Origin of the sequence: Streptomyces sp. Je 1-4 4N24 (assembly GCF_026239515.1) — a bacterium.
GTDB lineage: Bacteria > Actinomycetota > Actinomycetes > Streptomycetales > Streptomycetaceae > Streptomyces > Streptomyces nigrescens.
Genome location: NZ_CP110836.1, coordinates 6,881,015 through 6,902,679, shown reverse-complemented (window position 1 = coordinate 6,902,679; position 21,665 = coordinate 6,881,015). Strand labels below are relative to the sequence as shown.

Genomic DNA, 21,665 nt, shown 5'->3' with positions numbered 1-21,665 from the left:
CCCACCCCCGAACCCACCCCCGCCCCCTCCCCCGAAGGGGGAGAGGGGGAGGGGGCGGGGGAAGACCTGCCCGCCGCACGGACGGCATGCGATGGGCAGGCGCACCGGGTCAGCCGCTGCGTCGCCGGCGCAGGGCCGCCGAGAAGGACAGCCCCAGGGCCAGCAGGGCGGCGGCGCCCGCCACGGTCGTGGCCGCGGTCACCGGCAGGCTGTCGTCCGTGAACGCGCCCGCCGTGACGGGCTGCTGGGCCGGCGCCGGCTGGGCCTGCGGCTTCTCGGCGCCGGCGGCGGCCTCCGGCCCGTAGCCGCCGGCCTCGCCGCGCCGGTCGTACGCGGAGCCCGGCAGCTTGTCCCCGTAGGCCTTCGCCACCCGCTTCTGGTAGGCGGCGACGGTGGTGCCGTGTGCCCCGACGGCCTTGCGGGCGTCGACGTCCAGCGGCTCGATCCGGTCGCCGCGCTGCACGTACCAGGCGTCGATCTGCGGCTCGTGGAAGACCGTGCCGCCCTTCGCCCGCGCGGCCCCGGCCGCGGTGTAGCGGGTCTCGTCGTCGCCGGCGGCGATGTTGACGACCTTCCAGGCGGTGCCCTGCCGCACGGTCCATACGGAGGCCGTGCGGCCGTCGGCGGCGACGGCCTTGCTGGCGAGGAACTCCAGGCGGGCGACGGGTGCCGCGGTCCTGCCGCGTACGAAGTCCGGTGACAGGGCGTAGACGGGGACGGTGCCGCCCTCGATGTGCGGAACGGCCGGCGCGGTGCCGGGAGCCACGGCCGGCGCGCCGCCGCGCTTGCGGTCCGCGGCGAAGAATCGGGCCAGGGTGTCCAGCGTCGCGGGGGCGGTGGCCGCCTCGCGGGCGGCGGCGACGCTCGCGCGGGCGGGGGCCTGAGGCGTGGGGACGGGCGCGGCCAGTGCGGCAGGCGGGGCGAGCCCGATGAGGGTGGTCGCGAACGCTCCTGTGGCGACGGCGCGAAGGGTGGTGCGGACGGCGGTGCGCTTCGTCATGGCCTCAGGCTCCTATCCGGTAGAGGGAGTGCGTCCAGGAGAAGGAGCTACCGCTCACGTAGTAGTCGAAATCGCCCCAGTTGTAGCGGGAGTTGGTCGCCCAGGGATCACCCCAGTAAATCCAGTTTCGATCTGTGTCATAGCCATAGACCACGTGCATATGGCCGCCACCGGAGGACCACTGGATGCGGGTCTCGATGGGCCGGTTGGCGTCGATCTCGCTCTGCACGGTGCCGGGGCGCAGCCAACCGTTCACATAGGAGCCGGAGTTGATGCCCATCCAGTTGAGGGCGGTCTGCACATTGCCGAGGGTGGCCTGGTTGTTGGGGCAGTCGCTGCCCTGCTGGCGGTTGAAGGCGGCGTTGCAGAACTGGTTCTGGCTGTAGTTCCTGCCGTACCAGGTCGCGATGGTGTTGCCGGAGGCGGCCCAGCACCAGTTGGTGTTCTCCTGGGCCTGCATGGAGATGTTGAGGCGGTTGGCGGCGAAGCGCGGTGCGGCGGCCGCATCCCCGGTGGTGGCGGCGGTGGTGTGCGCCGGGGGTGTGAGGGGCGCGGCCGAGGCGACCGCCGGGCCGGTGAGCAGGGTCAGTGCGGCGGTGGTGAGCGCGGCGGCCGACAGCCATCTGCGGCGGGAACGGCGTGCGTGGGGTGCACGAGTCATGGCGTTCCTCCCGAACAGGGGGGTGAGGGGTGAGAGGAGCGCATCCGGATGCTGCTGAGGAGCATCAGGTGTTGTCGCAGGCAGGTCAACACGCTTCAATGCGGAAGGACATGGGGGTGTGGACGGACGGGCCCGGATGTGAACGGCCGGTGCCCGGCGTACCGCAGCGAACAGGAACGCAGAGTGTGCAGCGCGCGATCCGGTTGTGAACGTTCACCCGCGCGCCGGAGGAATGAGGCAATGGCACAGAACACTCCGCAGTCGGCCGAGCTGGCACAGCTGCTGCAGACCGGTCCGTTCCATCTCGCGCTGCGCTCCGCGCTCACCGAGCGCGGGCTCGCGCTCACCCGCGTCCAGCACAAGCTCGCCCAGCGTGGCATCACCATCGGTGTGACCAGTCTGAGCTACTGGCAGCAGGGCGCCCGGCGGCCGCAGCGCCCCGAGTCGCTGCGCGCGGTGCGCGCCCTGGAAGAGGTCCTGGAACTGCCCGCGCACTCGCTGCACCGGCTGCTGGTGCCGGAGGGCGCCGCCCGCCCGGAGGCCGAGCGGCCGGCCGCCCGCACGTACCGCTCCCTGGTGGCGCCCGCCGCCGCGCTGCAGCAGCTGTTCGCCGAGCTGGAGACGCCCGCGGACGGCGGACTGCACACCGTGGGCCATCACGAGCGGGTCGCCATCGGGCCCGGGCGTCAGCTCCTCAGTCGCGAATCGCTCCAGGTGGTCCGGGCCCACCGGGACGGCGTGGACCGCTATATCGCCATTCACCGGGGCGAGTCGGGCTGCGAGACGTCCCAGGTGCGGGTGCGGGCCGCGGAGAACTGCCGGCTGGGCCGGGTCCGCGGGCACGCCGAGACCGGGGTGGTGGTCGCCGAGCTGCTCTTCGACGTCCGGCTGCGGGCCGGTGACACCCATGTCTTCGGTTACGTCTTCGAGGACGGCAGCGGCGGTCCGAGCAGCGAGTATCTGCGCGGCTTCAGCTTCGCCGGCGGACAGTACGTCCTTCAGGTGCGCTTCGACGACGCGGCGCTGCCGGTGCGCTGCCGCCGCTTCGCCCAGACCTCCGCGGGCGCCCCGCGCACCGGCCAGCAGGATCTGACGCTCAGCGGCCGGCACCGCGCCGTGCACCTCGTGGAGCAGGGGGTACGGCCCGGGATACTGGGCATCGCCTGGGACTGGGGGTGAGTCCCCGCGGTGCCGGCGGGCCGGCGCCTCAGCCCGCGATCAGCTTGCCGCCCTTGGCCTTGACCGGGACCTCGGGCAGCGGCTCGGACGCCGGGCCCTGGAGGACCTCGCCGGTGGTGACGTCGAAGCGGCTGCCGTGGCAGGGGCAGCTGCCCTCCTTCTTCTCGACGTCGGTCAGGATGCAGCCGGCGTGGGTGCACTTGGCGCTGAAGCACTTGTAGGTGCCCTTGGCGGGCTGTGACACCACGAGCCGGTCCTCGCGGTAGAGCTTGGCACCGCCGACCGGCACCTCGGCGGCGGCCCCGAGGTCGACCGGCTCACCGGGCACCGCCGAGGCGTTCGCGCCCGAGTCCCCCGATGAGCAGGCGGCCAGCCCGAAGCCGCCGGCCCCGGCGAGCGCGGCCCCCCGCAGCACGGTTCGACGGTCGGGGGACTGGCTCATGGCTGCTCCAGAGGTCAGGGGTCGGAGGGGGTCGAGGCCGGCGGCTCCTGACGATACCGGCACAGATCGTTCCGCTTCCGCCCGGGCCGGGCACCCCGTCGACGGCCAGGCGTAAACGCTTACGCAAGCGTTTACGTTTGGGGTCGGATGCTCGTAGTGTGGTGGCCTTCGCGGGATGAGCCCCGGAAGGCCGGGGCACCGCCGGGGTGCCGCACACGCGGGAGGCAGAGCGGATGACGACGATGGTGGATGTGGCGCGGCGGGCCGGCGTCTCGGTCGCCACGGTCTCGCATGTGCTGAACGAGACCCGGCCGGTGCGCCCCGGCACCCGTGCCGCGGTGCTCGGCGCCATCGACGAGCTCGGCTACACCCACAACACCCTGGCCCGCTCCCTGGTCACCTCCCGCACCCGCTCGATCGGCCTCGCGGTCTCCGCGATCAGCAATCCGTACTTCACCGAGATCCTCCAGGGCGTCGAGGCCGGCGCCCTGGCGGCCGGCTACAGCCTGCTGATCGCGGATCCGCACGACGACCCGCGGCATGAGTGCGAGGTCGTCCGGCTGCTGCACGAGCGACGGGTGGACGGCATGATCGTCGCGCCGTCCGCGGAGCCCGCGGAGATGGTGGAGTATCTGGGCCGGCGCAAGGTGCCGACGGTCTTCCTGGACCGGCTGGTCGGCGACGGCCATGACCAGGTGTGCGCCGAGAGCACCGGCCCGATGCGTCAACTGGTGGAGCATCTGGCCGGCTTGGGGCACACCCGGATCGGCCTGGTGGCCGGCCTCCCCGGGCTGAGCACCACCACCGAGCGGGTCGAGGGCTTCCGCGAGGGGCTGCGCGCCCGCGGTCTGCCGTTCGTGCCCGCACTCCTCGCCGGAGGTAACTCCGAGGCGGCGGGCGCCCAGGACGCCACCCGGCAGCTGCTCGCCGCGGCCGAACCGCCCACCGCGATCATCACTGCGAACAACGCGATGACCATCGGCGCGCTACGTGCGCTGCGCGAACTGGGCCGGGAGGTGCCCCGCGATACCGCGCTGGCCTGCTTCGACGACTTCTCGTGGGCGGAGCTGTTCACGCCCCGGCTGACCGCGATCGCCCAGCCCAGCAAGGACCTCGGGGCGGCGGCGGTCCGGCTGCTGCTGGAGCGCCTGGAGGAGCCGGACCGGCCCCCGCGCACCCTCCGCCTCCCCTGCACCTTTGTGCACCGCACGTCGTGCGGCTGCGCCGAACCCGCCCCGCCCACGCGCCCGGCCGCACCCCAGGCCGCCCAGGAAAGGAACCGCACCCCGTGATCGTCGTCGCCGGCGAGGCACTGATCGACCTCGTCCCCAGCCCGCAGAATCCCCTCCCGGCCGCCCACGACGGGAGTCCCTCCGCCGCCCCGGACGGCCCGCTGCCGGCGTTGCTGCCGCGGCGCGGCGGCGGCCCGTACAACACCGCGGTCGCCTTGGGGCGGCTGGGCTCGCCCGCGGCGTTCTGCTCCCGGATCTCGACCGACGCCTTCGGCCAGGCGCTGCTGGACGGGCTGCACGGCGGTGGCGTGGACACCTCTCTGGTGCAGCGCGGCAGTGAGCCGACCACCCTTGCCGTGGCGGACATCAGCCCGGACGGGTCGGCGGGCTACGGCTTCTATGCCGACGGCACCGCCGACCGGCTCTTCACCCTGCCGCCGGTGCTGCCCGCCGCGGCCCGGGCGCTCTCCCTCGGCACCTGCTCGCTCGTGCTGGAGCCGGGCGCGAGTGCGTATGAGTCGCTGCTGCGCCGCGAGGCCCGGCGCGGGGTCTTCACGGCGCTCGACCCCAACATCCGGCCCGGTCTGATCCCCGACCCGGACGCCTACCGGGCGCGCTTCCGCTCCTGGCTCCCCGACATCGCCCTGCTGAAGCTCTCCGAGGAGGACGCCCTGTGGCTGGCGGGGTCCGGCGAGGGGCCGGGCGGTGCCATGGGCGGGGGCCGGGACGCGGTGCTCGCGGCGGCGAAGGAGTGGCTGGCCGCGGGGCCCGCGGCGATCGTTCTCACCCATGGCGGGGACGGTCTGACGGTGCTGACCCCGGGCGGCGGCGCGCTGACGGTGCCCGGCGAACCGGTCACCGTCGTCGACACCATCGGCGCCGGCGACACGGTCAATGCCGCGCTGCTGCACCGCCTGGACGCCCACGACGCCCTCTCGCGCACCGCCGTCGCCGCACTCGGCACCGAGGACTGGCAGGACATCCTGCGCTTCGCCGCCCGCGCGGCCGCCGTCACCTGTTCGCGGGCGGGCGCGGAGCCGCCGTTCGCGGCGGAGCTGGCGGCGTAGCCCGGAGCGGGCGCGGCGCGCAGGAGCGCGGCGCGGGGGCGCGGAGTGGGGGCGCGGAGTGGGCCGGCGGCAGGTGCAGTGCGGCGCGTTACGGCGCGGGGCGTACGGGCCGGCCGCCTCCGGCGCACCGTCAGGCCCGCCACCCCGTCACCACGACGGGCCGCCACCGCCCCCGTCGTACGGAGAGCAGTGACGGCCCGGCGGGAACGGCCCGTTGGGGTCAGGAGACCCTGCGGGGGCGCGCCGTGGTCTTCTTGGCCGCGGTCTTCTTCGCCGCGGCCTTCTTGGCCACCGGCTTCTTGGCGGACGCCTTCACCGGCGCGGCATCGCTGACGCGGTCGCCGAGGATCTCCCGCAGGAACTTGCCGGTGTGGCTGGCCGGGATGGACGCGATGTCCTCCGGGGTGCCTTCGGCGACGACCAGACCGCCGCCGTTGCCGCCCTCGGGGCCCATGTCGATGACCCAGTCGGCCGTCTTGATCACATCGAGGTTGTGCTCGATGACGATCACCGTGTTGCCCTTGTCGACCAGGCCGGACAGCACATTGATCAGCTTGCTGATGTCATCGAAGTGCAGACCGGTGGTCGGCTCGTCGAGGACATAGACCGTGCTGCCCGTCGAGCGCTTCTGCAGCTCGCTGGCCAGCTTGACGCGCTGCGCCTCACCACCGGAGAGCGTCGGCGCGGACTGCCCCAGCCGGACATAGCCGAGGCCGACCTCGTTGAGCGTCTTGAGATGCCGGGAGATCGTCGGCACCGCCTCGAAGAAGCTCAGCGCCTCCTCGATGGGCATGTCCAGCACCTCGGCGATGGACTTGCCCTTGTAGTGGACCTCCAGCGTCTCCCGGTTGTAGCGCGCCCCGTGGCAGACCTCGCACGGCACATACACATCCGGCAGGAAGTTCATCTCGATCTTGATGGTGCCGTCGCCGGAGCAGTTCTCGCAGCGGCCGCCCTTGACGTTGAAGGAGAAGCGTCCCGGCAGATAGCCGCGGACCTTGGCCTCCATCGTCTCCGCGAAGAGCTTGCGGACATGGTCGAAGACGCCGGTGTAGGTGGCCGGGTTGGAGCGGGGGGTGCGGCCGATCGGCGACTGGTCGACATGCACGACCTTGTCCACCAGATCATCGCCGGCGACCCGGGTGTGCCGGCCGGGCACCGACTTGGCGCCGTTCAGCTCGCGCGCGAGGTGGGTGTAGAGGATGTCGTTGACCAGCGTCGACTTGCCGGAGCCGGAGACTCCGGTGACGGCGGAGAAGACCCCGAGCGGGAAGGAGACGTCGATGTCGCGGAGGTTGTTCTCCTTCGCGCCGTGCACCGTCAGCTGCCGCGCCGGGTCGGCGGGCCGCCGGATGTCCGGTGTCGCGATGGCCTTCTTGCCGGCCAGATACTGACCTGTGATCGATTCCTTGTTGGTCAGCAGCTGCTTCATCGGGCCGCTGTGCACGACCCGGCCGCCGTGCTCACCGGCGCCCGGGCCGATGTCCACGACCCAGTCGGCGACCTTGATGGTGTCCTCGTCGTGCTCGACAACGATCAGGGTGTTGCCCATGTCGCGCAGCCGCACGAGGGTCTCGATCAGCCGGTGGTTGTCGCGCTGGTGCAGACCGATCGACGGTTCGTCCAGGACGTAGAGCACGCCCACCAGGCCGGAGCCGATCTGGGTGGCGAGGCGGATGCGCTGGGCCTCACCGCCGGAGAGGGTGCCGGCCGCGCGGTTCAGCGAGAGGTAATCGAGGCCGACGTCGACCAGGAACTTCAGCCGTTCGTTGACCTCCTTGAGGACCCGCTCGGCGATCTTCTTCTCGCGCACGGTGAGCTTCATGTCCCGCAGGAAGTCGGCGCAGTCGCTGATCGACATGGCCGCGACCTCGGCGATCGACCTCTGCTGGACCGTGACGGCGAGCACGATCGGCTTGAGCCGGGTGCCCTCACAGGTCGGGCAGGGGACCTCGCGCATATAGCCCTCGAAGCGCTCCCTGCTGCTGTCGCTCTCCGCTTCGGAGTGCCGCCGCTTGACGAACGGCACGGCTCCCTCGAAGGGGGTGGTGTAGGCCCGCTGGCGGCCGTACCGATTGCGGTAGCGCACCTCGATCTGGGTCTTGTGGCCCTGCAGCAGGGCCTTCTTGGCGCGGGCCGGCAGCCCGGCCCACGGGATGTCCGTACGGAATCCGAGGGCGTCCGCCAGCGCGCCGACCAGACGGCCGAAGTACTCCTTGGTGTGCCCGTGCGACCAGGGGTGGATCGCGCCCTCGTCGAGGGAACGGTCCTCGTCGGGGACGATCAGCTCGGGGTCGACCTCCATGCGCGTACCGATACCGGTGCAGTCCGGGCAGGCACCGAAGGGCGAGTTGAAGGAGAAGGAGCGGGGCTCCAGCTCCTCGAAGGAGAGATCGTCATAGGCGCAGTACAGATGCTCCGAGTACATCCGCTCGCGCTGCGGGTCGTCCGGGTCCAGGTCGACGAAGTCGAGGATGACCATGCCTCCGGAGAGCCCGAGGGCGGTCTCGACGGAGTCGGTCAGCCGCCGCTTGGCGGTCTCCTTGACCGTGAGGCGGTCGACGACCACCTCGATGGTGTGCTTCTCCTGCTTCTTCAGCTTGGGCGGCTCGGCGAGATGGATCGTCTCCCCGTCCACCCGCGCCCGGCTGTAGCCCTTGGTCTGGAGGTCGGAGAAGAGATCGACGAACTCGCCCTTGCGCTCGCGCACCAGCGGGGAGAGCACCTGGAAGCGGCTGCCCTCGGGCAGCTCCAGCACCTTGTCGACGATGGCCTGCGGCGACTGCCGGGCGATCGGCCGCCCGCACTCGGGACAGTGCGGCTTGCCGATACGGGCGAAGAGCAGACGGAGGTAGTCGTAGACCTCGGTGATCGTGCCGACCGTCGAGCGCGGGTTGCGCGAGGTTGACTTCTGGTCGATCGACACCGCGGGGGACAGGCCCTCGATGAAGTCCACATCGGGCTTGTCCATCTGCCCGAGGAACTGCCGGGCGTAGGAGGAGAGCGACTCGACATAGCGCCGCTGCCCCTCGGCGAAGATCGTGTCGAAGGCGAGCGAGGACTTGCCCGACCCGGAGAGCCCCGTGAAGACGATGAGGGAGTCGCGGGGGAGGTCGAGCGAGACGTTGCGGAGGTTGTGCTCGCGAGCGCCACGGACGATGAGACGGTCGGCCACGCCGGTCGGCACCTTTCTTGGAGGGGGCGGGGGCCGCGGCTCTGCGTCCGCCGCTCGGTGGTGAGCAGAGGCGGCGGAGCGGAGCGGAGCCCCGCCCCAGGGTATGGGGCCCGCCGCGGCACTGTCTTTGGGATGCCACACACGAGCTTATAGCACGCGCATTCGATTTAGCGGACTCGCAAGCCCTCTTCACCCGAACGTGTGGCGGCCCCACAATCTTCCCGCCCCGCCGCACGCCCGTACGCTGCGGGAACGTGCCCGTCAGGCAAATCCGGGCAGTGCCCGCTCCAGCGCCTCGAACGTGCGCCGCAGCACCTCCGGCTGCTCAACGGCCACCTCGTCCACCGGGTCACCCCCGAGCTGCCGGGCCACGGCTTCGAGGTACGCCACCCGGATCGCCGCGACGATCAGCCCCGCACCCAGCCGGGCCTCATGGCCGGGCCGGTCCGCATCACCCCCCGCGGCCTCGGCGAGCAGCGCGGCGAGGGTGCCCTCCATCTCCTCGACCGCCTCCCGCCCCCGCGCCCGCAGCGCCGGCGAGTCCAGCACCGTGCGCCAGAAGTGCTCGAACCCCTCCCCCACCCCGGCCAGCGGATGCCGCTCCGCCAGCAGGCCGAGCACGAGCCGGCGCAGCGCGGCGAGCGGCGACTCGTCCGCCCCGCGCTCCCGGACGGCGCGGACGATCAGCTCCCGGGCCTCGGGGATCCGGTCGAGGAAGAGGTCCTCCTTGCGCGGGAAGTAGTTGAAGACCGTCATCGTCGACACCTCGGCGGCGCGGGCCACCTCGGCGACGGTGACATGGTCGAAGCCGCGCCGGATGAACAGCAGCGTGGCCTCCCCGGAGATCCGCTGCCGGGTGCGCAGCTTCTTGCGCTCGCGGAGCGTCAGCCGCCCCTCCTCCACCCCGAAACCGGTCTCCGGCCGGCGGCCCTCCGGCCCCTCACCGTCCGCCGCCTCACCACTGCGCCGCTCCTCATCCGCCATGCCGGAATTTTACGCCACCTTTTATTCGCAACAAATTTTTAGTCACTACACTTACGTCCATGACGCATGACGCAGACGTAGTGGTGGCGGGGGGCGGCCCGGTGGGGCTGATGCTCGCCTGCGAACTCGCACTGGCAGAGGTCTCGGTGATCGTCCTGGAGCGGCTCACCGAAGTGGACACGACGATCAAGGCGGGGGCGATCAACTCCCCCAGTTCGGAGGCCTTTTACCGGCGCGGGATGCTGCCCGCCCTGGCGGAGGCGCAGCGCGAGGCCTTCGAGAGGTTCAGCTCGTTCCTGCGGCAGCGGCAGGCCGCCGGCGCCTCCGCGGTGCGGCAGCCCCCGAAGTTCGCCGGGCACTTCGCGGGCATCATGCTGCGCGGCGACCTGCTGGACGAGTCCGACCCGGACTTCGACGGCCACGGACCCGCCGCCGACGTCGGCCTCGTACCGCAGGAGGTGCTGGAACGGCTGCTCGGCGCCCGCGCCGCCGAACTGGGCGTCGACCTGCGCCGCGGGGTGACCCTGACCGGCTTCGACGCGGACGACGACGGCGTACACGTCCACACCTCGGACGGGTCGCTGCGCACCGGCTGGCTGGCCGGCTGCGACGGCGGCCGCAGTACGGTCCGCCGGCTTGCCGGCTTCCCGTTCCCCGGCACGGACCCCGAGATCACCGGCCGTCAGGCCCTGGTGGAGATGACCGGCTCCGAGGGGCTGGGGGCCGGCTGGAACTGGACCGAGACCGGGACGTATGTGCACGGGCCGATGCCCGGCCGGATCCTCACCGTGGAATTCGACGGGCCGCCCGCGGACCGCGAAGCACCCGTCACCGCCGAGGAGTTGGAGGAGTCCCTGCGCAAGGTGTCCGGGGTGCCGGGCGTCGAGATCCACAAGGTGCTCTCGGCGACCCGCTTCACGGACCATGCGCGCCAGGTGCCGGACTACCGCTCCGGACGGGTACTGCTGGCCGGCGACGCGGCCCATGTGCACTCGCCGTTCGGAGGCCAGGGGCTGAACCTCGGCATCGGGGACGCGATGAACCTCGGCTGGAAACTGGCCGCCACGGTACGCGGCTGGGCGCCCGAGGGACTTCTCGACACCTATACGGCCGAGCGGCACCCCCTGGGCGCGTGGGTGCTGGAGTGGTCCCGGGCCCAAGTGGCCCTGATGCGGCCGGAGTCGCACGCCCGGGCGCTGCGCGGGGTGATCTCGGAACTGACCGGAACCACCACCGCCACCACCTTCTTCGCCAAGAAGATCTCCGGTGTCGCGCAGCGCTACGACCTGCCCGGCGACCATCCGCTGACCGGCCGCAGCGCACCGGACCTGGAACTCTCCGACGGCACCCGGCTCGCCGGCCATCTCCACGACGGGCACGGGCTGTTGCTCGATCTCGCCGATGACGCCGGGGTGCGCGAGCGCGCCGCGGGATACGGCGACCGGGTGCGGATACGCAGCGCGGCCTGCCCCGGACGGCCCGGCCTGGCCGGTCTGCTGGTGCGGCCGGACGGCTGCACCGCCTGGGCTGCGGACTCGGGCGCCGCAGACGCCCGGGACGCTCTGGACGCGGCACTCCGGAGCTGGTTCGGCACGCCGGACGGCGTGGCGGCCTGACCACCACTGCGGGTGGCGCGGACCGGCCGGACCGGCCGGCTGATATGCGCCGCCCGCCCCGCCCGCGTACGCCCCGGCCGGTGCCGGCCGACTCCCGAACCCGCCCCGACGGCGCTAGCGTCGGACCATGACCCTCACCCCGCCTGACTTCCCGCACGATGTGGCAGCCGTCCGCGAGGCCACCGACCGGCTCCTGGTCTCGGTGAGCAAGCTCGACGACGCGGCGATCGGCGAGCCGTCGCTGCTCCCCGACTGGACCCGCGGCCATGTCCTCGCCCATCTGGCGCGCAACGCGGACGCGCTGGGCAACCTCCTCACCTGGGCGCGTACGGACGTGCGGACACCGATGTACGCCAGTGCCGAGGCGCGTGAGCGCGATATCGAGCGGGGGGCCGGCCGTCCACTGGCGGCACAGCTGGAGGATCTCCGGGAGAGCGCCGCGCGGTTCGACGCGGCGATGGAGGCGCTGCCGGAGGCACGCCGGTCCTTCGAGGTCGAGATGCGCAACGGCGTCGTCGAGCGGGCCGACCGGCTGCCGCTGCGCCGGCTGGCCGAGCTCGAACTGCACCATGTCGATCTCGGCGTCGGCCACACCGTCGACCAGCTGTCGTCCGCCTTCATCGACCGCGAGCTGGACTTTCTGACCGCGATCAAGTTCGCCGGGCACCCGGATGTGCCCCCGCTGGAGCTGCGGGCCGACGACGGCCGCCGGTGGCGCACCGGCCGCACGGTGACCGGGCCGGATGCCGGGGCCGCGCCGCTGGTGGTGACGGGCTCCGCGGCCGCGCTGACCGGCTGGCTCACCGGACGCGGCGACGGCAGCGAACTGGACAGCCACGGCTCCGTCCTGCCTGCCGTACCGCCGCTCTAGAGTGGTCCCATGGGCTACAGCGGAGCAGTGAAGGTCGGCGGACCGGCCGACGTGCACGAGCTGACCGACCTGATGATTTCCAAGGTCGCGGTCGGTCCGATGAACAACAACGCCTATGTGCTGCGGTGCCGGGCGACCGATGAGCAACTGCTGATCGACGCGGCCGCCGAGCCGCACACCCTTCTCTCGCTGATCGGCGACAGCGGTATCGCCTCCGTGGTCACCACCCACCGGCACGGTGACCACTGGGGCGCGCTGCGCGAGGTCGTCGACGCGACGGGCGCGCGGACCTACGCGGGGCGGTACGACGCCGAGGGCATCCCCGTCCCCACGGACGTGCCGGTCGAGGACGGCGACACCCTCACCGTCGGCCGTGTCGAACTGACCGCGCGCCACCTGGTCGGGCACACCCCAGGCAGCATCGCGCTGGTCTACGACGACCCGCACGGGGCGCCGCATCTGTTCACCGGGGACTGCCTGTTCCCCGGCGGCGTGGGCAACACCTTCGGCAGCGCCGAGAACTTCGCCCGTCTCATCGACGACGTGGAGGGCAAGCTCTTCGGCGAACTCCCCGACGAGACCTGGGTCTATCCGGGCCACGGCAACGACACCACGCTCGGCGCGGAGCGTCCGCACCTCGCCCAGTGGCGCGAGCGCGGCTGGTAGGACGGCGGACGCGGCGGGCCCGTGCGCCTCGGCCGGTCGACGGGGTGGCGCGGCGGATCACGGTGACGCTCTGACGGGCGCTTCCCGGTACACGGCGACGGCGCCCGGCCCCGCTCCGGGAGGAGCGGGAACCGGGCGCCGTCGATGCCGTTCCGGGGCCCTGGGCGCCGGCTCAGGCGTCTATGCGTTCCTTGGCCGTGGCCTCCGCCGCGGCCTGCTTCTTCGAGGCGCGCAGGCTGGTGATCGTCGTGACGACCAGCACGGCACAGATGACGCCCAGCGAGACCGGAATGTCGATCTCCGGTACGGGCACCCCGGACTCGTGGAGGGCGTGCAGCACCAGCTTCACCCCGATGAAGCCCAGGATGACCGACAGGCCGTACGAGAGGTGGACCAGCTTCTTGAGCAGTCCGCCGATCAGGAAGTACAGCTGCCGCAGACCCATCAGGGCGAAGGCGTTGGCGGTGAAGACGATGTACGGGTCCTGGGTGAGACCGAAGATCGCCGGGATGGAGTCCAGTGCGAAGAGGACGTCGGTGGTACCGATCGCCAGCATGACGATCAGCATCGGCGTCATCAGCCGCTTGCCGTTCTCGACGATGAACAGCTTGGTGCCGTGGTACTTGTCGGTCGACGGGAAGCGCTTCTCGACCATCTTCAGGAAGCGGTTCTCCTCGAACTCCTCGTCCTCCTCCTCGGCCCGTGCCTCCTTGATGAGCTTCCACGCGGTCCAGATGAGGAACGCGCCGAAGATGTAGAAGACCCAGGAGAAGTTGGCGATGATCGCGGCGCCCGCGCCGATGAAGCCGGCCCGCAGCACCAGCGCGATCAGCACACCCACCATCAGCACCCGCTGCTGGTAGATCGTCGGGACCGCGAACTTCGCCATGATCAGCACGAAGACGAAGAGGTTGTCGACACTCAGGGACTTCTCGGTGATGAAGCCGGCGAAGAACTCACCGGCCGGTGCTGCGCCGCCGAACAGCAGCAGCCCGAGGCCGAACAGCGCGGCGAGGGCGATCCAGACACCGGTCCAGATTCCGGCCTCCTTGAGGGAGACCTCGTGGGGTTTGCGGCCGCCGATGAAGAAATCGGCGGCGATCAGGGCGCACAGACCAAGGATGGTCAGGACCCACAGGTTCAGGGAAACGTCCACTGCTCCTCCGGCAGAGTCGTACGGCACTTACAGCGTCGTCGCTGCCGGAGGTCTCTTCCGCCCCGTCCGCCCGAAGGGGACGGGACCGACGCCCCGGGATCTCGTCACACTCGCAATCCGTGATGACGGGTACGTCGTAGTGGGAATACTCCCCTCCGCACCAAGAAGCGTAAAGGAAGCCCAATGAATAGTAAAGAAATAGGTAAAGTGCCTGCTCAGGGGGCTTTTCTGGCCGCCGCGAGCCGGCCCAGCACCTGACGCACCACCTGACTGCCCTTCGGGGCGAGGGGTGGCTCGTACGTCCAGGCATGGCCGACCCAGGGGTCGGCGAGGTGCGCATCGGGCACCGGGGTGATCCGCAGCAGGGAGCGCCACAGCGGATCCAGGACCGGGCCGTATTCCCGGCTCTGGGCGCGGTCGGCGACCAGCATCAGATGCACTCCGACCGCCGGCCCCTCGTCGGCCAGATAGCGGAGCCGGGTCAGGGCACGGTCGTCGAAGCCGTGCGGGAAGTCATGCACGATCAGCAGCTGCTCGGCGGTGTCGAGATCCGCCGGCAGGGCATCCGCGGCGCGGTGGCGCACGGCCATCTGGACGAGCTCCACCCGCCGGGTCAGCTCCTCCAGGACCGCGGTCACCCCCTTGGCGCCCGGCAGCGGGAAGGCGGGCAGCGCACCGCTCTCCACCAGCGGCGCCAGCGCCGGCGCGGCGGCCCCGCCCGGGTCGATGACCTGCACCGCGAAGTCACCGGCGGGGTGGATGGCGAGCAGCCGGGCGGCGATCGCCACGGCCGACTCCATGGCCAGGCGGCGCAGCTCGGGCTCGTCGGGCGGCCCGTCCGTGAGCGCGCCGGGCAGCTCCCGCCGGCCGATGTCGCGCTCGGGACCGGGACCGCCGTGGGCGTAGGAATCCGGCCCGCTGTCGATCCACAGCCCGCGCTCCAGCGGGAGCCGGACCAGCATGGGAATGCGCAGGTCCAGGACCTCCGGGAGGTGCAGATCTCCCAGGCGCAGCGCCATCGGACGCTCCGCCGGGACGTGGTAGCCCTGCCATACGGGGTTGTCCCAGCGGGCGAAGGCGGGCGGCAGCGCGGGCTCCACGACCTCCGATTCGGCCATGAGCTGCGCGAGGTCACGGTCGAGGGCGGCGCGGGCCTGGGTGACGAGGGTGGCGTGCTTGTCGCGGGCGGTGGCGCGCGCGTCCTCGCCCGCCGTGCCCAGGCGGTGGCGCGGATCGGCAAGGGCCCGGTCGAGCTCCTGCTCCAGACGGGACTCGGCGAAGTCGGCGGCGCTGCGGTAGGCGGCGACCGAACGCGCCAGGTCCTCGAACATGCCCCAGACCTGGTTGTAGAGCCGCTCGTCCATGCTCCAGCCGGCGGCGTCACCGGCCACCGGCAGCGGGGAGCCGTCCGGTGCGGTGGGGCCCGCGGCCGAGGGAGGCGTGCCGGCCCGGCGCGCGGCGGACGGGGCGGGGGCGGCCGGTGCGGGGGTGCTGCGCCGCCGGGGGTGCCGGTAGTCGATGGGGCCGCCGTCCGCCGGGGCGGGCGGCAGGTCTCCGGCCTTGGCGCCGGCGGCGGCCTTCGCCCCCGCTCCGGCCCCGGGCCCGGCCGTGCTCCCGGCTCCGGCTCCGGCTCCGGAAGGTGCCGGTCCGTCAGCTGCCGTGGCGGGCGCGGGGGACGGCCGGTCCTGGGCGGGCGCGGCGGCCGGACCGGCGCCAGGCCGTTCGGACCGGCCGGCCGCCAGGGGGGCGGGCGCCGGGACCGCCCGGGCCTGTCCCCGGCCGACCGCTTCCTCGATCTCCGCGGCCAGCTCCGCCGCCTGGGGCAGCCCTTGGTCACGCAGCATCGCCGGGAGGCCGTCGGCGTAGCCCTGGCCCACGGCCCGCACCTTCCAGGTGTCCTGCCTGCGGTAGAGCTCCACGGCGACGACGGCGGACTCGGCGCCCAGGCCGGTGATCGTGTAGCGGGCGATGCCGGTGCCGTCGAGGCCGGTGACCGTGACGGACGGCGCGGCGGCCGCACCGAAGGCGGTCAGCCCACCGATGCCGGTGGGCAGCGTCAGCAGCACACTCACCCGGTGGACGGCGGCGGACACCGCGTCGAGATCCACCGCGATGCGGTGCTCGGCGGCCGCCTGGCGGGGAACCTCGATGCCGGTACGGCGGGGCGCGCCCGGGTGGGCCACCGCCTCGGCGCCGGAGAGCCTGCCCTGCTCGTCGCCGAGGGTGACGCCGGCGACGACGGGACCGCCCGCCGCCACCCGGATCTCCACCCGTGTCCGGTCCAGTGGATGGTTCTGCCCCCGGACCAGCTCGGCCGTCATCGTTGTTCCCCCTGGTAGTCGTGGCGTTCCCCGGGCCGGACGCCGGGCGCGGGCCCGGAGCGGCGGCGGCGCGGCCCGGTGCGCGCTGCCGGACGGTGGTGGCTACAGGTGCGGGACGATCGCCGGCACGAGGTCCTGGAAGGTGCGGCCGACGGAGGGCTCGCCGATGGCGGTCATCTGCCAGCCGTTGCCCACCCGGTGCACCTTGGACATGACCTGTGCGGTGTAGTCGCCGCCGCCGGTGAGGGTGTAGCGGGCCAGCTCCTGGCCGGTGGTCTCGTCCACCAGACGGCAGAAGGCGTCCTGCACCTCGGCGAAGGTCTGGCCGGTGAAGGAGTTGACGGTGAACACGATCTGGTCGATGTGCACCGGCACCCGCGCCAGGTCGACCAGGATCGCCTCGTCGTCGCCGCCCTGGCCCGCACCGCCGACCAGGTTGTCGCCGGTGTGCCGGACCGCGCCGTCGTCGCTGACCAGGTGCTGGAAGAAGACGACGTCTATGGGCTTCTTGTCGGCGAACAGCACCGCCGAGGCGTCGAGGTCGATCTCGCTGGTCCGCCTCCCGAAGAGGCCACGGCGCGGCGCCGAGCGCCACCCCAGCCCCATCCGCACCGCGGTCAGGGCTCCTCCGTCGGACTTCTGCAGGCTGATGCCCTGCCCCTTGGACAAATTGACCGACACGCGCCGTCCCCTCTCTCGTACTGTCCCCGCCCAGCTTTCCGGCGGCCCTTCGACCCTACGCACGGTGGCGGGCCGGGGACGCACAAGGCCCCCGTTTTGTGGCGCTTCTGCAACACACCGGCCGCCGAGCAGGCCGCGCTCACGTGCGGCGATGCCCGCGGCGAGCCGGTGTGGCCGCGCCCGGACGGCGTACGGCCCCCGGACTCTCCCTCAGCTCCCGCCGGCCCCCTTACTTCACCCCGGCCTCCCTCATTTGCCGCAGCTCCTTCTTCAGTTCACCCACCTCGTCGCGCAGCCGGGCGGCGACCTCGAACTGCAGCTCCGCGGCGGCGGCGCGCATCCGCTCCGTCATCTCCTCGATGAGCTCGGCCAGTTCGGCGGCAGGACGGTCCGTCAGCTCCGCGCCCGCCTTGGCACCCTTGCCCTTCGCGCCCTTCGCGCCCTTGGCACCGGGCGCCGGGACCGCTGCCTTGCCCTTGGCGTCCTTGGCCTCGGCCCCCTTGCGGAATCCCGTGCCGAGCAGCTCCTGGGTGTCGATCTCCTCGCGGGCGATGGTGGCGACGATGTCGCCGATCTTCTTGCGGAGCGGCTGTGGGTCGATGCCGTTCTCCTTGTTGTACGCCAGCTGCTTCTCCCGGCGGCGGTTGGTCTCGTCGATGGCCTTCTCCATGGCCGGGGTGACCTTGTCGGCGTACATGTGCACCTGTCCGGAGACGTTGCGCGCGGCACGTCCGATGGTCTGGATGAGCGCCGAACCGGAGCGCAGGAAGCCCTCCTTGTCGGCGTCCAGAATGGCCACCAGGGAGACCTCGGGGAGGTCGAGGCCCTCCCGCAGCAGGTTGATGCCCACCAGGACGTCGTACTCACCCGATCGCAGCTCCCGCAGCAGCTCCACCCGGCGCAGGGTGTCCACGTCGCTGTGCAGATAGCGGACCTGAATGCCGAGCTCGAGGAAGTAGTCCGTGAGGTCCTCGGCCATCTTCTTGGTGAGGGTGGTGACCAGGATGCGTTCGTTCTTCTCCGTCCGCTGCCGGATCTCGTGCACCAGATCGTCGATCTGCCCGTCGGTGGGCTTGACCACCACCTCCGGGTCGACCAGCCCGGTCGGACGGATGATCTGCTCGACGAAACCGTCGCCGCGCGCGAGCTCGTACTTCCCTGGGGTCGCGGACAGGTAGACGGTCTGGCCGATGCGCTCCAGGAACTCTTCCCACTTCAGCGGCCGGTTGTCCAGGGCGGACGGCAGCCGGAAGCCGTGCTCGACCAGGGTCCGCTTACGCGAGGCGTCGCCCTCGTACATGGCGCCGATCTGCGGGACGGTCACATGCGACTCGTCGATGACCAGGAGGAAGTCGTCCGGGAAGTAGTCGATGAGGGTGTGGGGTGCGGAGCCGGGCTCACGGCCGTCCATGTGCATCGAATAGTTCTCGATGCCCGAGCAGGAGCCGATCTGCCGCATCATCTCGATGTCGTACGTGGTGCGCATCCGCAGCCGCTGGGCCTCCAGATGCTTGCCCTGCTTCTCCATCGTGGCGAGGCTGTCCGCCAGCTCGGCCTCGATCCCCGCGATGGCCCGCTCCATGCGCTCGGGGCCCGCGATGTAGTGGCTGGCCGGGAAGATGTACAGCTCCCGGTCGTCGCTGATCACCTCACCGGTGAGCGGGTGGAGGGTGGACAGCGCCTCGATCTCGTCGCCGAACATCTCGATCCGCACGGCCAGCTCTTCATAGACCGGGAAGATCTCGATGGTGTCGCCGCGCACCCGGAAGGTGCCGCGGGTGAAGGCCACGTCGTTGCGGGTGTACTGGATGTCGACGAAGCGGCGCAGCAGCTGGTCGCGGTCGATTTCGTCGCCGACCTTCAGAGGCACCATCCGGTCGACGTACTCCTGCGGGGTGCCCAGGCCGTAGATGCAGGACACCGAGGCGACCACGACGACATCACGCCGGGTGAGCAGGGAATTCGTCGCGGAGTGGCGCAGCCGTTCGACCTCCTCGTTGATGGAGGAGTCCTTCTCGATGTACGTATCGGACTGAGGGACGTACGCCTCGGGCTGGTAGTAGTCGTAATAGGAGACGAAGTACTCGACGGCGTTGTTCGGCAGCAGCTCGCGGAATTCGTTGGCGAGCTGGGCCGCAAGCGTCTTGTTGGGCGCCATCACAAGCGTCGGGCGCTGCAGCTTCTCGATCATCCACGCGGTGGTCGCCGACTTGCCGGTGCCGGTCGCGCCCAGCAGGACGACATCCTTTTCACCCCCGCGGATCCGCCGATCCAGCTCGGCGATGGCCGCCGGCTGGTCGCCATTGGGCTGGTAGGGGCTGACGACCTCGAAAGGCGCCACCGTGCGTTCGATCTTCGATACGGGCCGCATGGGATCCACCGTACGACCCAGCACTGACAACCGACGTGACCAATGCTCCGACCTGCGGTTTTGCCGCGGGGGCGACCCGCCGCCCGCGGAGCCCGGCGGGCGACGGGCGCGGGACGGCGGGGGTCGCGGGGCGCGGGCCGGCGGGCACGGGGGTGCAGTGGGACGGGCGGCGGTGCGGCCGCGCGCGGGACGGTGGGGTCGCGTCGCCCGGCGGGTACGGAACACCGCGGGGCCGGGGCGACCGCGGGACGCCGCGCAGGACATGGCCCCCGTCTGCCGGAAAGCTCCCCCGCTCCCGGCCGGAGCCCGTTCCCTGAGCGCGGCCGGCCGCACCCGGAACCGGCCGCCCCGGGCCACCCCGAGAGACGTTCAGTCAAAACCGGTCAGAAGCACGAGGGGTGACGCATCATCGGCCAAGATGCGCGGATGCCGCGGCTCCGGCAAGTTGGACGACGGCGGAGCGTACGTCTGTAGCACGGCTGACCCGGGCATCCTGCAACTGCGCGACGCTCCAGAACGGAACACCAGCCACGTCCCGTTCAGGTCCCGGACACCACACGACCGCCTCCCGCTACGGCCCGGCTGCGAGCCTCTGTCCGTCCGACCCGGTTCACGTCACTACACGTCAGCTCACGTCCACGACGTCACGAGGAGCCCGTATGCGTATTCGCCCCGTCGCCACCGTTGTCGCCGGTGGGCTCATGGGTCTGTCCACGCTCGCCCTCTCCCCGACCGCCGCCCAGGCCGCGGCGGCCGGACACACACCGCTGACGGTCGCCCACCGCGGTGCCTCGTCCTACGCGCCCGAGAACACCCTCGCCGCGATCGACGCGGCCGACCGGCTCGGAATCGAGTGGGTCGAGAACGACGTACAGCGCACGAAGGACGGCGAGCTGGTCATCCTCCATGACAACTCGCTCGCCCGGACGACGGACGTCGAGCAGGTCTTCCCCGGCCGCTCCCCGTGGAACGTCTCGGACTTCACGCTCAAGGAGATCGAGAAGCTGGACGCGGGCAGCTGGTTCGGACCGAAGTTCCGAGGGGAGCGGGTGCCGACCCTCGAGGACTACATGGACGAGGTCGAGCACAACGACCAGAGCCTGCTGATGGAGCTCAAGTCGCCGGAGCTCTACCCCGGCATCGAGCTGCAGACCCTCACGGAGCTGCGCCGCGCGGGCTGGCTGGACAAGGGGCACGTGAAGCACCGCCTGATCGTCCAGAGCTTCAACGCCGACGCCATCAAGACCGTGCACATGCTCCGGTCGGACATCAAGACGGGCTTCCTCGGCAATCCGTCCGTCGCCGACCTCCCGAAGTTCGCGAAGTACTGCGACCAGATCAACCCCGTCCACACGGCGGTCACCCGGGAGTACGTCGCCGCCGTGCACGGTCTGCGGGGCCCGCACGGCCGGGCGCTGGACCTGTACACCTGGACCGTCGACGACCCGGCGGTGGCGGTGAAGGTCGCCGGTCTGGGCGTCGACGGCATCATCACCAACAAGCCCGACGTGGTGCGTGACGCCCTGGAGGACCACGACGACGACTGAGCGTCCGGCGGCGACGGGGGACGGCAGGCGCGGGGCGCCGGTCCATTCCCCGTCGCTTTGTCAGTGCTGCGTCCTACCCTGATCAGGTGACGTATGCAGAGCACGATTCCGGGCCGGCGACACCGCCGGCCGCGGCTCCGGAGGCAGCGCGGCGTGACTGGGCCTGGAGGCGGCTGGCGACCCCCATCGGTCCGCTGCTCCTCGCCGCGACCCGGGAGGGCCTGGTCCGGGTCGTCTTCCATGCCGACGAGCGGACGGCCCGCCGGGAGCTGACCCGTCTGGAGCAGCTCTTCGGCGGCCCGCCGCTCACCGGGCTACCCCATCTGACGACGGCCACCACCGAGCTGACCGCCTATTTCGCCGGAGAGCTGCGGTCCTTCACCGTCCCCCTGGACTGGTCGCTGTCCTCCGGCTTCAACGCCCGGGTCCTGCATGCCCTGGCCGACGGTGTCCCCTATGGCAGCGTCGTCGGCTATCAGGACCTCGCCGACCGGGTCGGGGAGCCGGGCGCCGCCCGTGCGGTGGGTGCGGCGATGGGGTCCAATCCGCTGCCGGTCGTCGTCCCCTGCCACCGTGTCGTGGCCAGTGACGGCGGGATCGGCGGCTTCGGCAGCGGCCTGGAGACCAAGCGCCTGCTGCTGGCCCTGGAGGGTGTGCTGCCCGCTCCGCTCTTCTGACCCCGACCGTCTTGCGGCC

The 21,665-nt window shown here is 71.7% G+C and carries 17 protein-coding genes; 8 read left to right on the top strand and 9 right to left on the bottom strand.

Annotated elements, in window-relative coordinates; genetic code table 11:
* Nucleotides 1-109: 109 nt before the first annotated feature.
* Nucleotides 110-1,000 (bottom strand): hypothetical protein, encoded by an 891-nt coding sequence (locus tag SLV14N_RS30060; protein WP_263271800.1) that lies wholly within the window; start codon nucleotides 998-1,000, stop codon nucleotides 110-112.
* Nucleotides 1,001-1,004: 4 nt separating this feature from the next.
* Nucleotides 1,005-1,661, bottom strand: a complete 657-nt coding sequence (locus tag SLV14N_RS30055; RefSeq protein WP_263271799.1) for a papain-like cysteine protease family protein — start codon at nucleotides 1,659-1,661, stop codon at nucleotides 1,005-1,007.
* 240 nt (nucleotides 1,662-1,901) lie between these two features.
* Between SLV14N_RS30055 and SLV14N_RS30050 the strand changes: the two genes are divergently transcribed.
* Nucleotides 1,902-2,840, top strand: coding sequence for a hypothetical protein (locus SLV14N_RS30050; RefSeq protein ID WP_263271798.1), 939 nt, complete (start codon nucleotides 1,902-1,904; stop codon nucleotides 2,838-2,840).
* A 28-nt stretch (nucleotides 2,841-2,868) separates the two neighbouring features.
* On the opposite strand, the gene SLV14N_RS30045 is transcribed toward SLV14N_RS30050, so the two are convergent.
* On the bottom strand, nucleotides 2,869-3,282 hold the full coding sequence (locus SLV14N_RS30045; protein ID WP_263271796.1) for a Rieske (2Fe-2S) protein: 414 nt from the start codon (nucleotides 3,280-3,282) through the stop codon (nucleotides 2,869-2,871).
* A gap of 233 nt (nucleotides 3,283-3,515) precedes the next feature.
* Between SLV14N_RS30045 and SLV14N_RS30040 the strand changes: the two genes are divergently transcribed.
* Complete coding sequence (locus tag SLV14N_RS30040) at nucleotides 3,516-4,574, top strand: LacI family DNA-binding transcriptional regulator (protein ID WP_263271795.1); 1,059 nt, start codon at nucleotides 3,516-3,518, stop codon at nucleotides 4,572-4,574.
* Nucleotides 4,571-5,581 (top strand): carbohydrate kinase, encoded by a 1,011-nt coding sequence (locus SLV14N_RS30035; protein WP_263271793.1) that lies wholly within the window; start codon nucleotides 4,571-4,573, stop codon nucleotides 5,579-5,581. Before SLV14N_RS30040 ends, SLV14N_RS30035 begins: the two co-directional genes overlap by 4 nt.
* Before the next feature lie 220 nt (nucleotides 5,582-5,801).
* On the opposite strand, the gene uvrA is transcribed toward SLV14N_RS30035, so the two are convergent.
* Nucleotides 5,802-8,756, bottom strand: coding sequence for an excinuclease ABC subunit UvrA (gene uvrA / locus SLV14N_RS30030; RefSeq protein WP_208685166.1), 2,955 nt, complete (start codon nucleotides 8,754-8,756; stop codon nucleotides 5,802-5,804).
* Between the two features lie 261 nt (nucleotides 8,757-9,017).
* The gene (locus SLV14N_RS30025; RefSeq protein ID WP_208685164.1) at nucleotides 9,018-9,740 is read right to left on the bottom strand and encodes a TetR/AcrR family transcriptional regulator; all 723 of its coding nucleotides are present in this window, start codon (nucleotides 9,738-9,740) and stop codon (nucleotides 9,018-9,020) included.
* 59 nt (nucleotides 9,741-9,799) lie between these two features.
* Between SLV14N_RS30025 and SLV14N_RS30020 the strand changes: the two genes are divergently transcribed.
* The 3 genes from SLV14N_RS30020 to SLV14N_RS30010 all read left to right on the top strand — a co-directional run bounded on the left by SLV14N_RS30020 (nucleotide 9,800) and on the right by SLV14N_RS30010 (nucleotide 12,893).
* Nucleotides 9,800-11,356: an FAD-dependent monooxygenase gene (locus SLV14N_RS30020; RefSeq protein WP_263271792.1), complete on the top strand. Its 1,557-nt coding sequence runs from the start codon at nucleotides 9,800-9,802 to the stop codon at nucleotides 11,354-11,356.
* A 127-nt stretch (nucleotides 11,357-11,483) separates the two neighbouring features.
* Nucleotides 11,484-12,227 carry a maleylpyruvate isomerase family mycothiol-dependent enzyme gene (locus SLV14N_RS30015; protein WP_208685160.1) on the top strand — a complete coding sequence of 248 codons (744 nt, stop codon included), beginning with the start codon at nucleotides 11,484-11,486 and terminating at the stop codon, nucleotides 12,225-12,227.
* 9 nt (nucleotides 12,228-12,236) lie between these two features.
* The gene (locus SLV14N_RS30010) at nucleotides 12,237-12,893 is read left to right on the top strand and encodes an MBL fold metallo-hydrolase (protein ID WP_093645277.1); all 657 of its coding nucleotides are present in this window, start codon (nucleotides 12,237-12,239) and stop codon (nucleotides 12,891-12,893) included.
* A 172-nt stretch (nucleotides 12,894-13,065) separates the two neighbouring features.
* Here the strand turns inward: SLV14N_RS30010 and SLV14N_RS30005 are convergent, their stop codons facing one another.
* The 4 genes from SLV14N_RS30005 to uvrB form a co-directional block, all read right to left on the bottom strand.
* Entirely contained in the window at nucleotides 13,066-14,049 is a 984-nt protein-coding gene (locus SLV14N_RS30005; protein ID WP_208685158.1) for a TerC family protein, read from the bottom strand.
* Nucleotides 14,050-14,264: 215 nt separating this feature from the next.
* Nucleotides 14,265-16,370, bottom strand: a complete 2,106-nt coding sequence (locus SLV14N_RS30000) for a TerD family protein (RefSeq protein WP_263271791.1) — start codon at nucleotides 16,368-16,370, stop codon at nucleotides 14,265-14,267.
* A gap of 102 nt (nucleotides 16,371-16,472) precedes the next feature.
* The gene (locus SLV14N_RS29995; RefSeq protein WP_208685154.1) at nucleotides 16,473-17,051 is read right to left on the bottom strand and encodes a TerD family protein; all 579 of its coding nucleotides are present in this window, start codon (nucleotides 17,049-17,051) and stop codon (nucleotides 16,473-16,475) included.
* Nucleotides 17,052-17,280: 229 nt separating this feature from the next.
* Nucleotides 17,281-19,422 carry an excinuclease ABC subunit UvrB gene (gene uvrB, locus SLV14N_RS29990; RefSeq protein WP_208685152.1) on the bottom strand — a complete coding sequence of 714 codons (2,142 nt, stop codon included), beginning with the start codon at nucleotides 19,420-19,422 and terminating at the stop codon, nucleotides 17,281-17,283.
* Between the two features lie 659 nt (nucleotides 19,423-20,081).
* Between uvrB and SLV14N_RS29985 the strand changes: the two genes are divergently transcribed.
* Nucleotides 20,082-20,969, top strand: a complete 888-nt coding sequence (locus SLV14N_RS29985) for a glycerophosphodiester phosphodiesterase family protein (RefSeq protein WP_208685150.1) — start codon at nucleotides 20,082-20,084, stop codon at nucleotides 20,967-20,969.
* A gap of 86 nt (nucleotides 20,970-21,055) precedes the next feature.
* A complete protein-coding gene (locus SLV14N_RS29980) occupies nucleotides 21,056-21,646 on the top strand; it encodes a methylated-DNA--[protein]-cysteine S-methyltransferase (RefSeq protein WP_208685148.1) in 591 nt (196 codons plus the stop codon).
* The last annotated feature ends 19 nt before the right edge of the window (nucleotides 21,647-21,665 follow it).

Bases quoted from the DNA above. Each gene is read 5' to 3' on its own strand.
- SLV14N_RS30040 (WP_263271795.1), top strand. From the start codon at position 3,516: ATGACGACGATGGTGGATGTGGCGCGGCGGGCCGGCGTCTCGGTCGCC.
- SLV14N_RS30045 (WP_263271796.1), bottom strand. From the start codon at position 3,282: ATGAGCCAGTCCCCCGACCGTCGAACCGTGCTGCGGGGGGCCGCGCTC.
- SLV14N_RS30015 (WP_208685160.1), top strand. From the start codon at position 11,484: ATGACCCTCACCCCGCCTGACTTCCCGCACGATGTGGCAGCCGTCCGC.
- SLV14N_RS29985 (WP_208685150.1), top strand. From the start codon at position 20,082: ATGCGTATTCGCCCCGTCGCCACCGTTGTCGCCGGTGGGCTCATGGGT.
- SLV14N_RS30025 (WP_208685164.1), bottom strand. From the start codon at position 9,740: ATGGCGGATGAGGAGCGGCGCAGTGGTGAGGCGGCGGACGGTGAGGGG.
- SLV14N_RS30010 (WP_093645277.1), top strand. From the start codon at position 12,237: ATGGGCTACAGCGGAGCAGTGAAGGTCGGCGGACCGGCCGACGTGCAC.
- SLV14N_RS30055 (WP_263271799.1), bottom strand. From the start codon at position 1,661: ATGACTCGTGCACCCCACGCACGCCGTTCCCGCCGCAGATGGCTGTCG.
- SLV14N_RS30000 (WP_263271791.1), bottom strand. From the start codon at position 16,370: ATGACGGCCGAGCTGGTCCGGGGGCAGAACCATCCACTGGACCGGACA.
- uvrB (WP_208685152.1), bottom strand. From the start codon at position 19,422: ATGCGGCCCGTATCGAAGATCGAACGCACGGTGGCGCCTTTCGAGGTC.
- SLV14N_RS30050 (WP_263271798.1), top strand. From the start codon at position 1,902: ATGGCACAGAACACTCCGCAGTCGGCCGAGCTGGCACAGCTGCTGCAG.
- SLV14N_RS30060 (WP_263271800.1), bottom strand. From the start codon at position 1,000: ATGACGAAGCGCACCGCCGTCCGCACCACCCTTCGCGCCGTCGCCACA.
- SLV14N_RS30020 (WP_263271792.1), top strand. From the start codon at position 9,800: ATGACGCATGACGCAGACGTAGTGGTGGCGGGGGGCGGCCCGGTGGGG.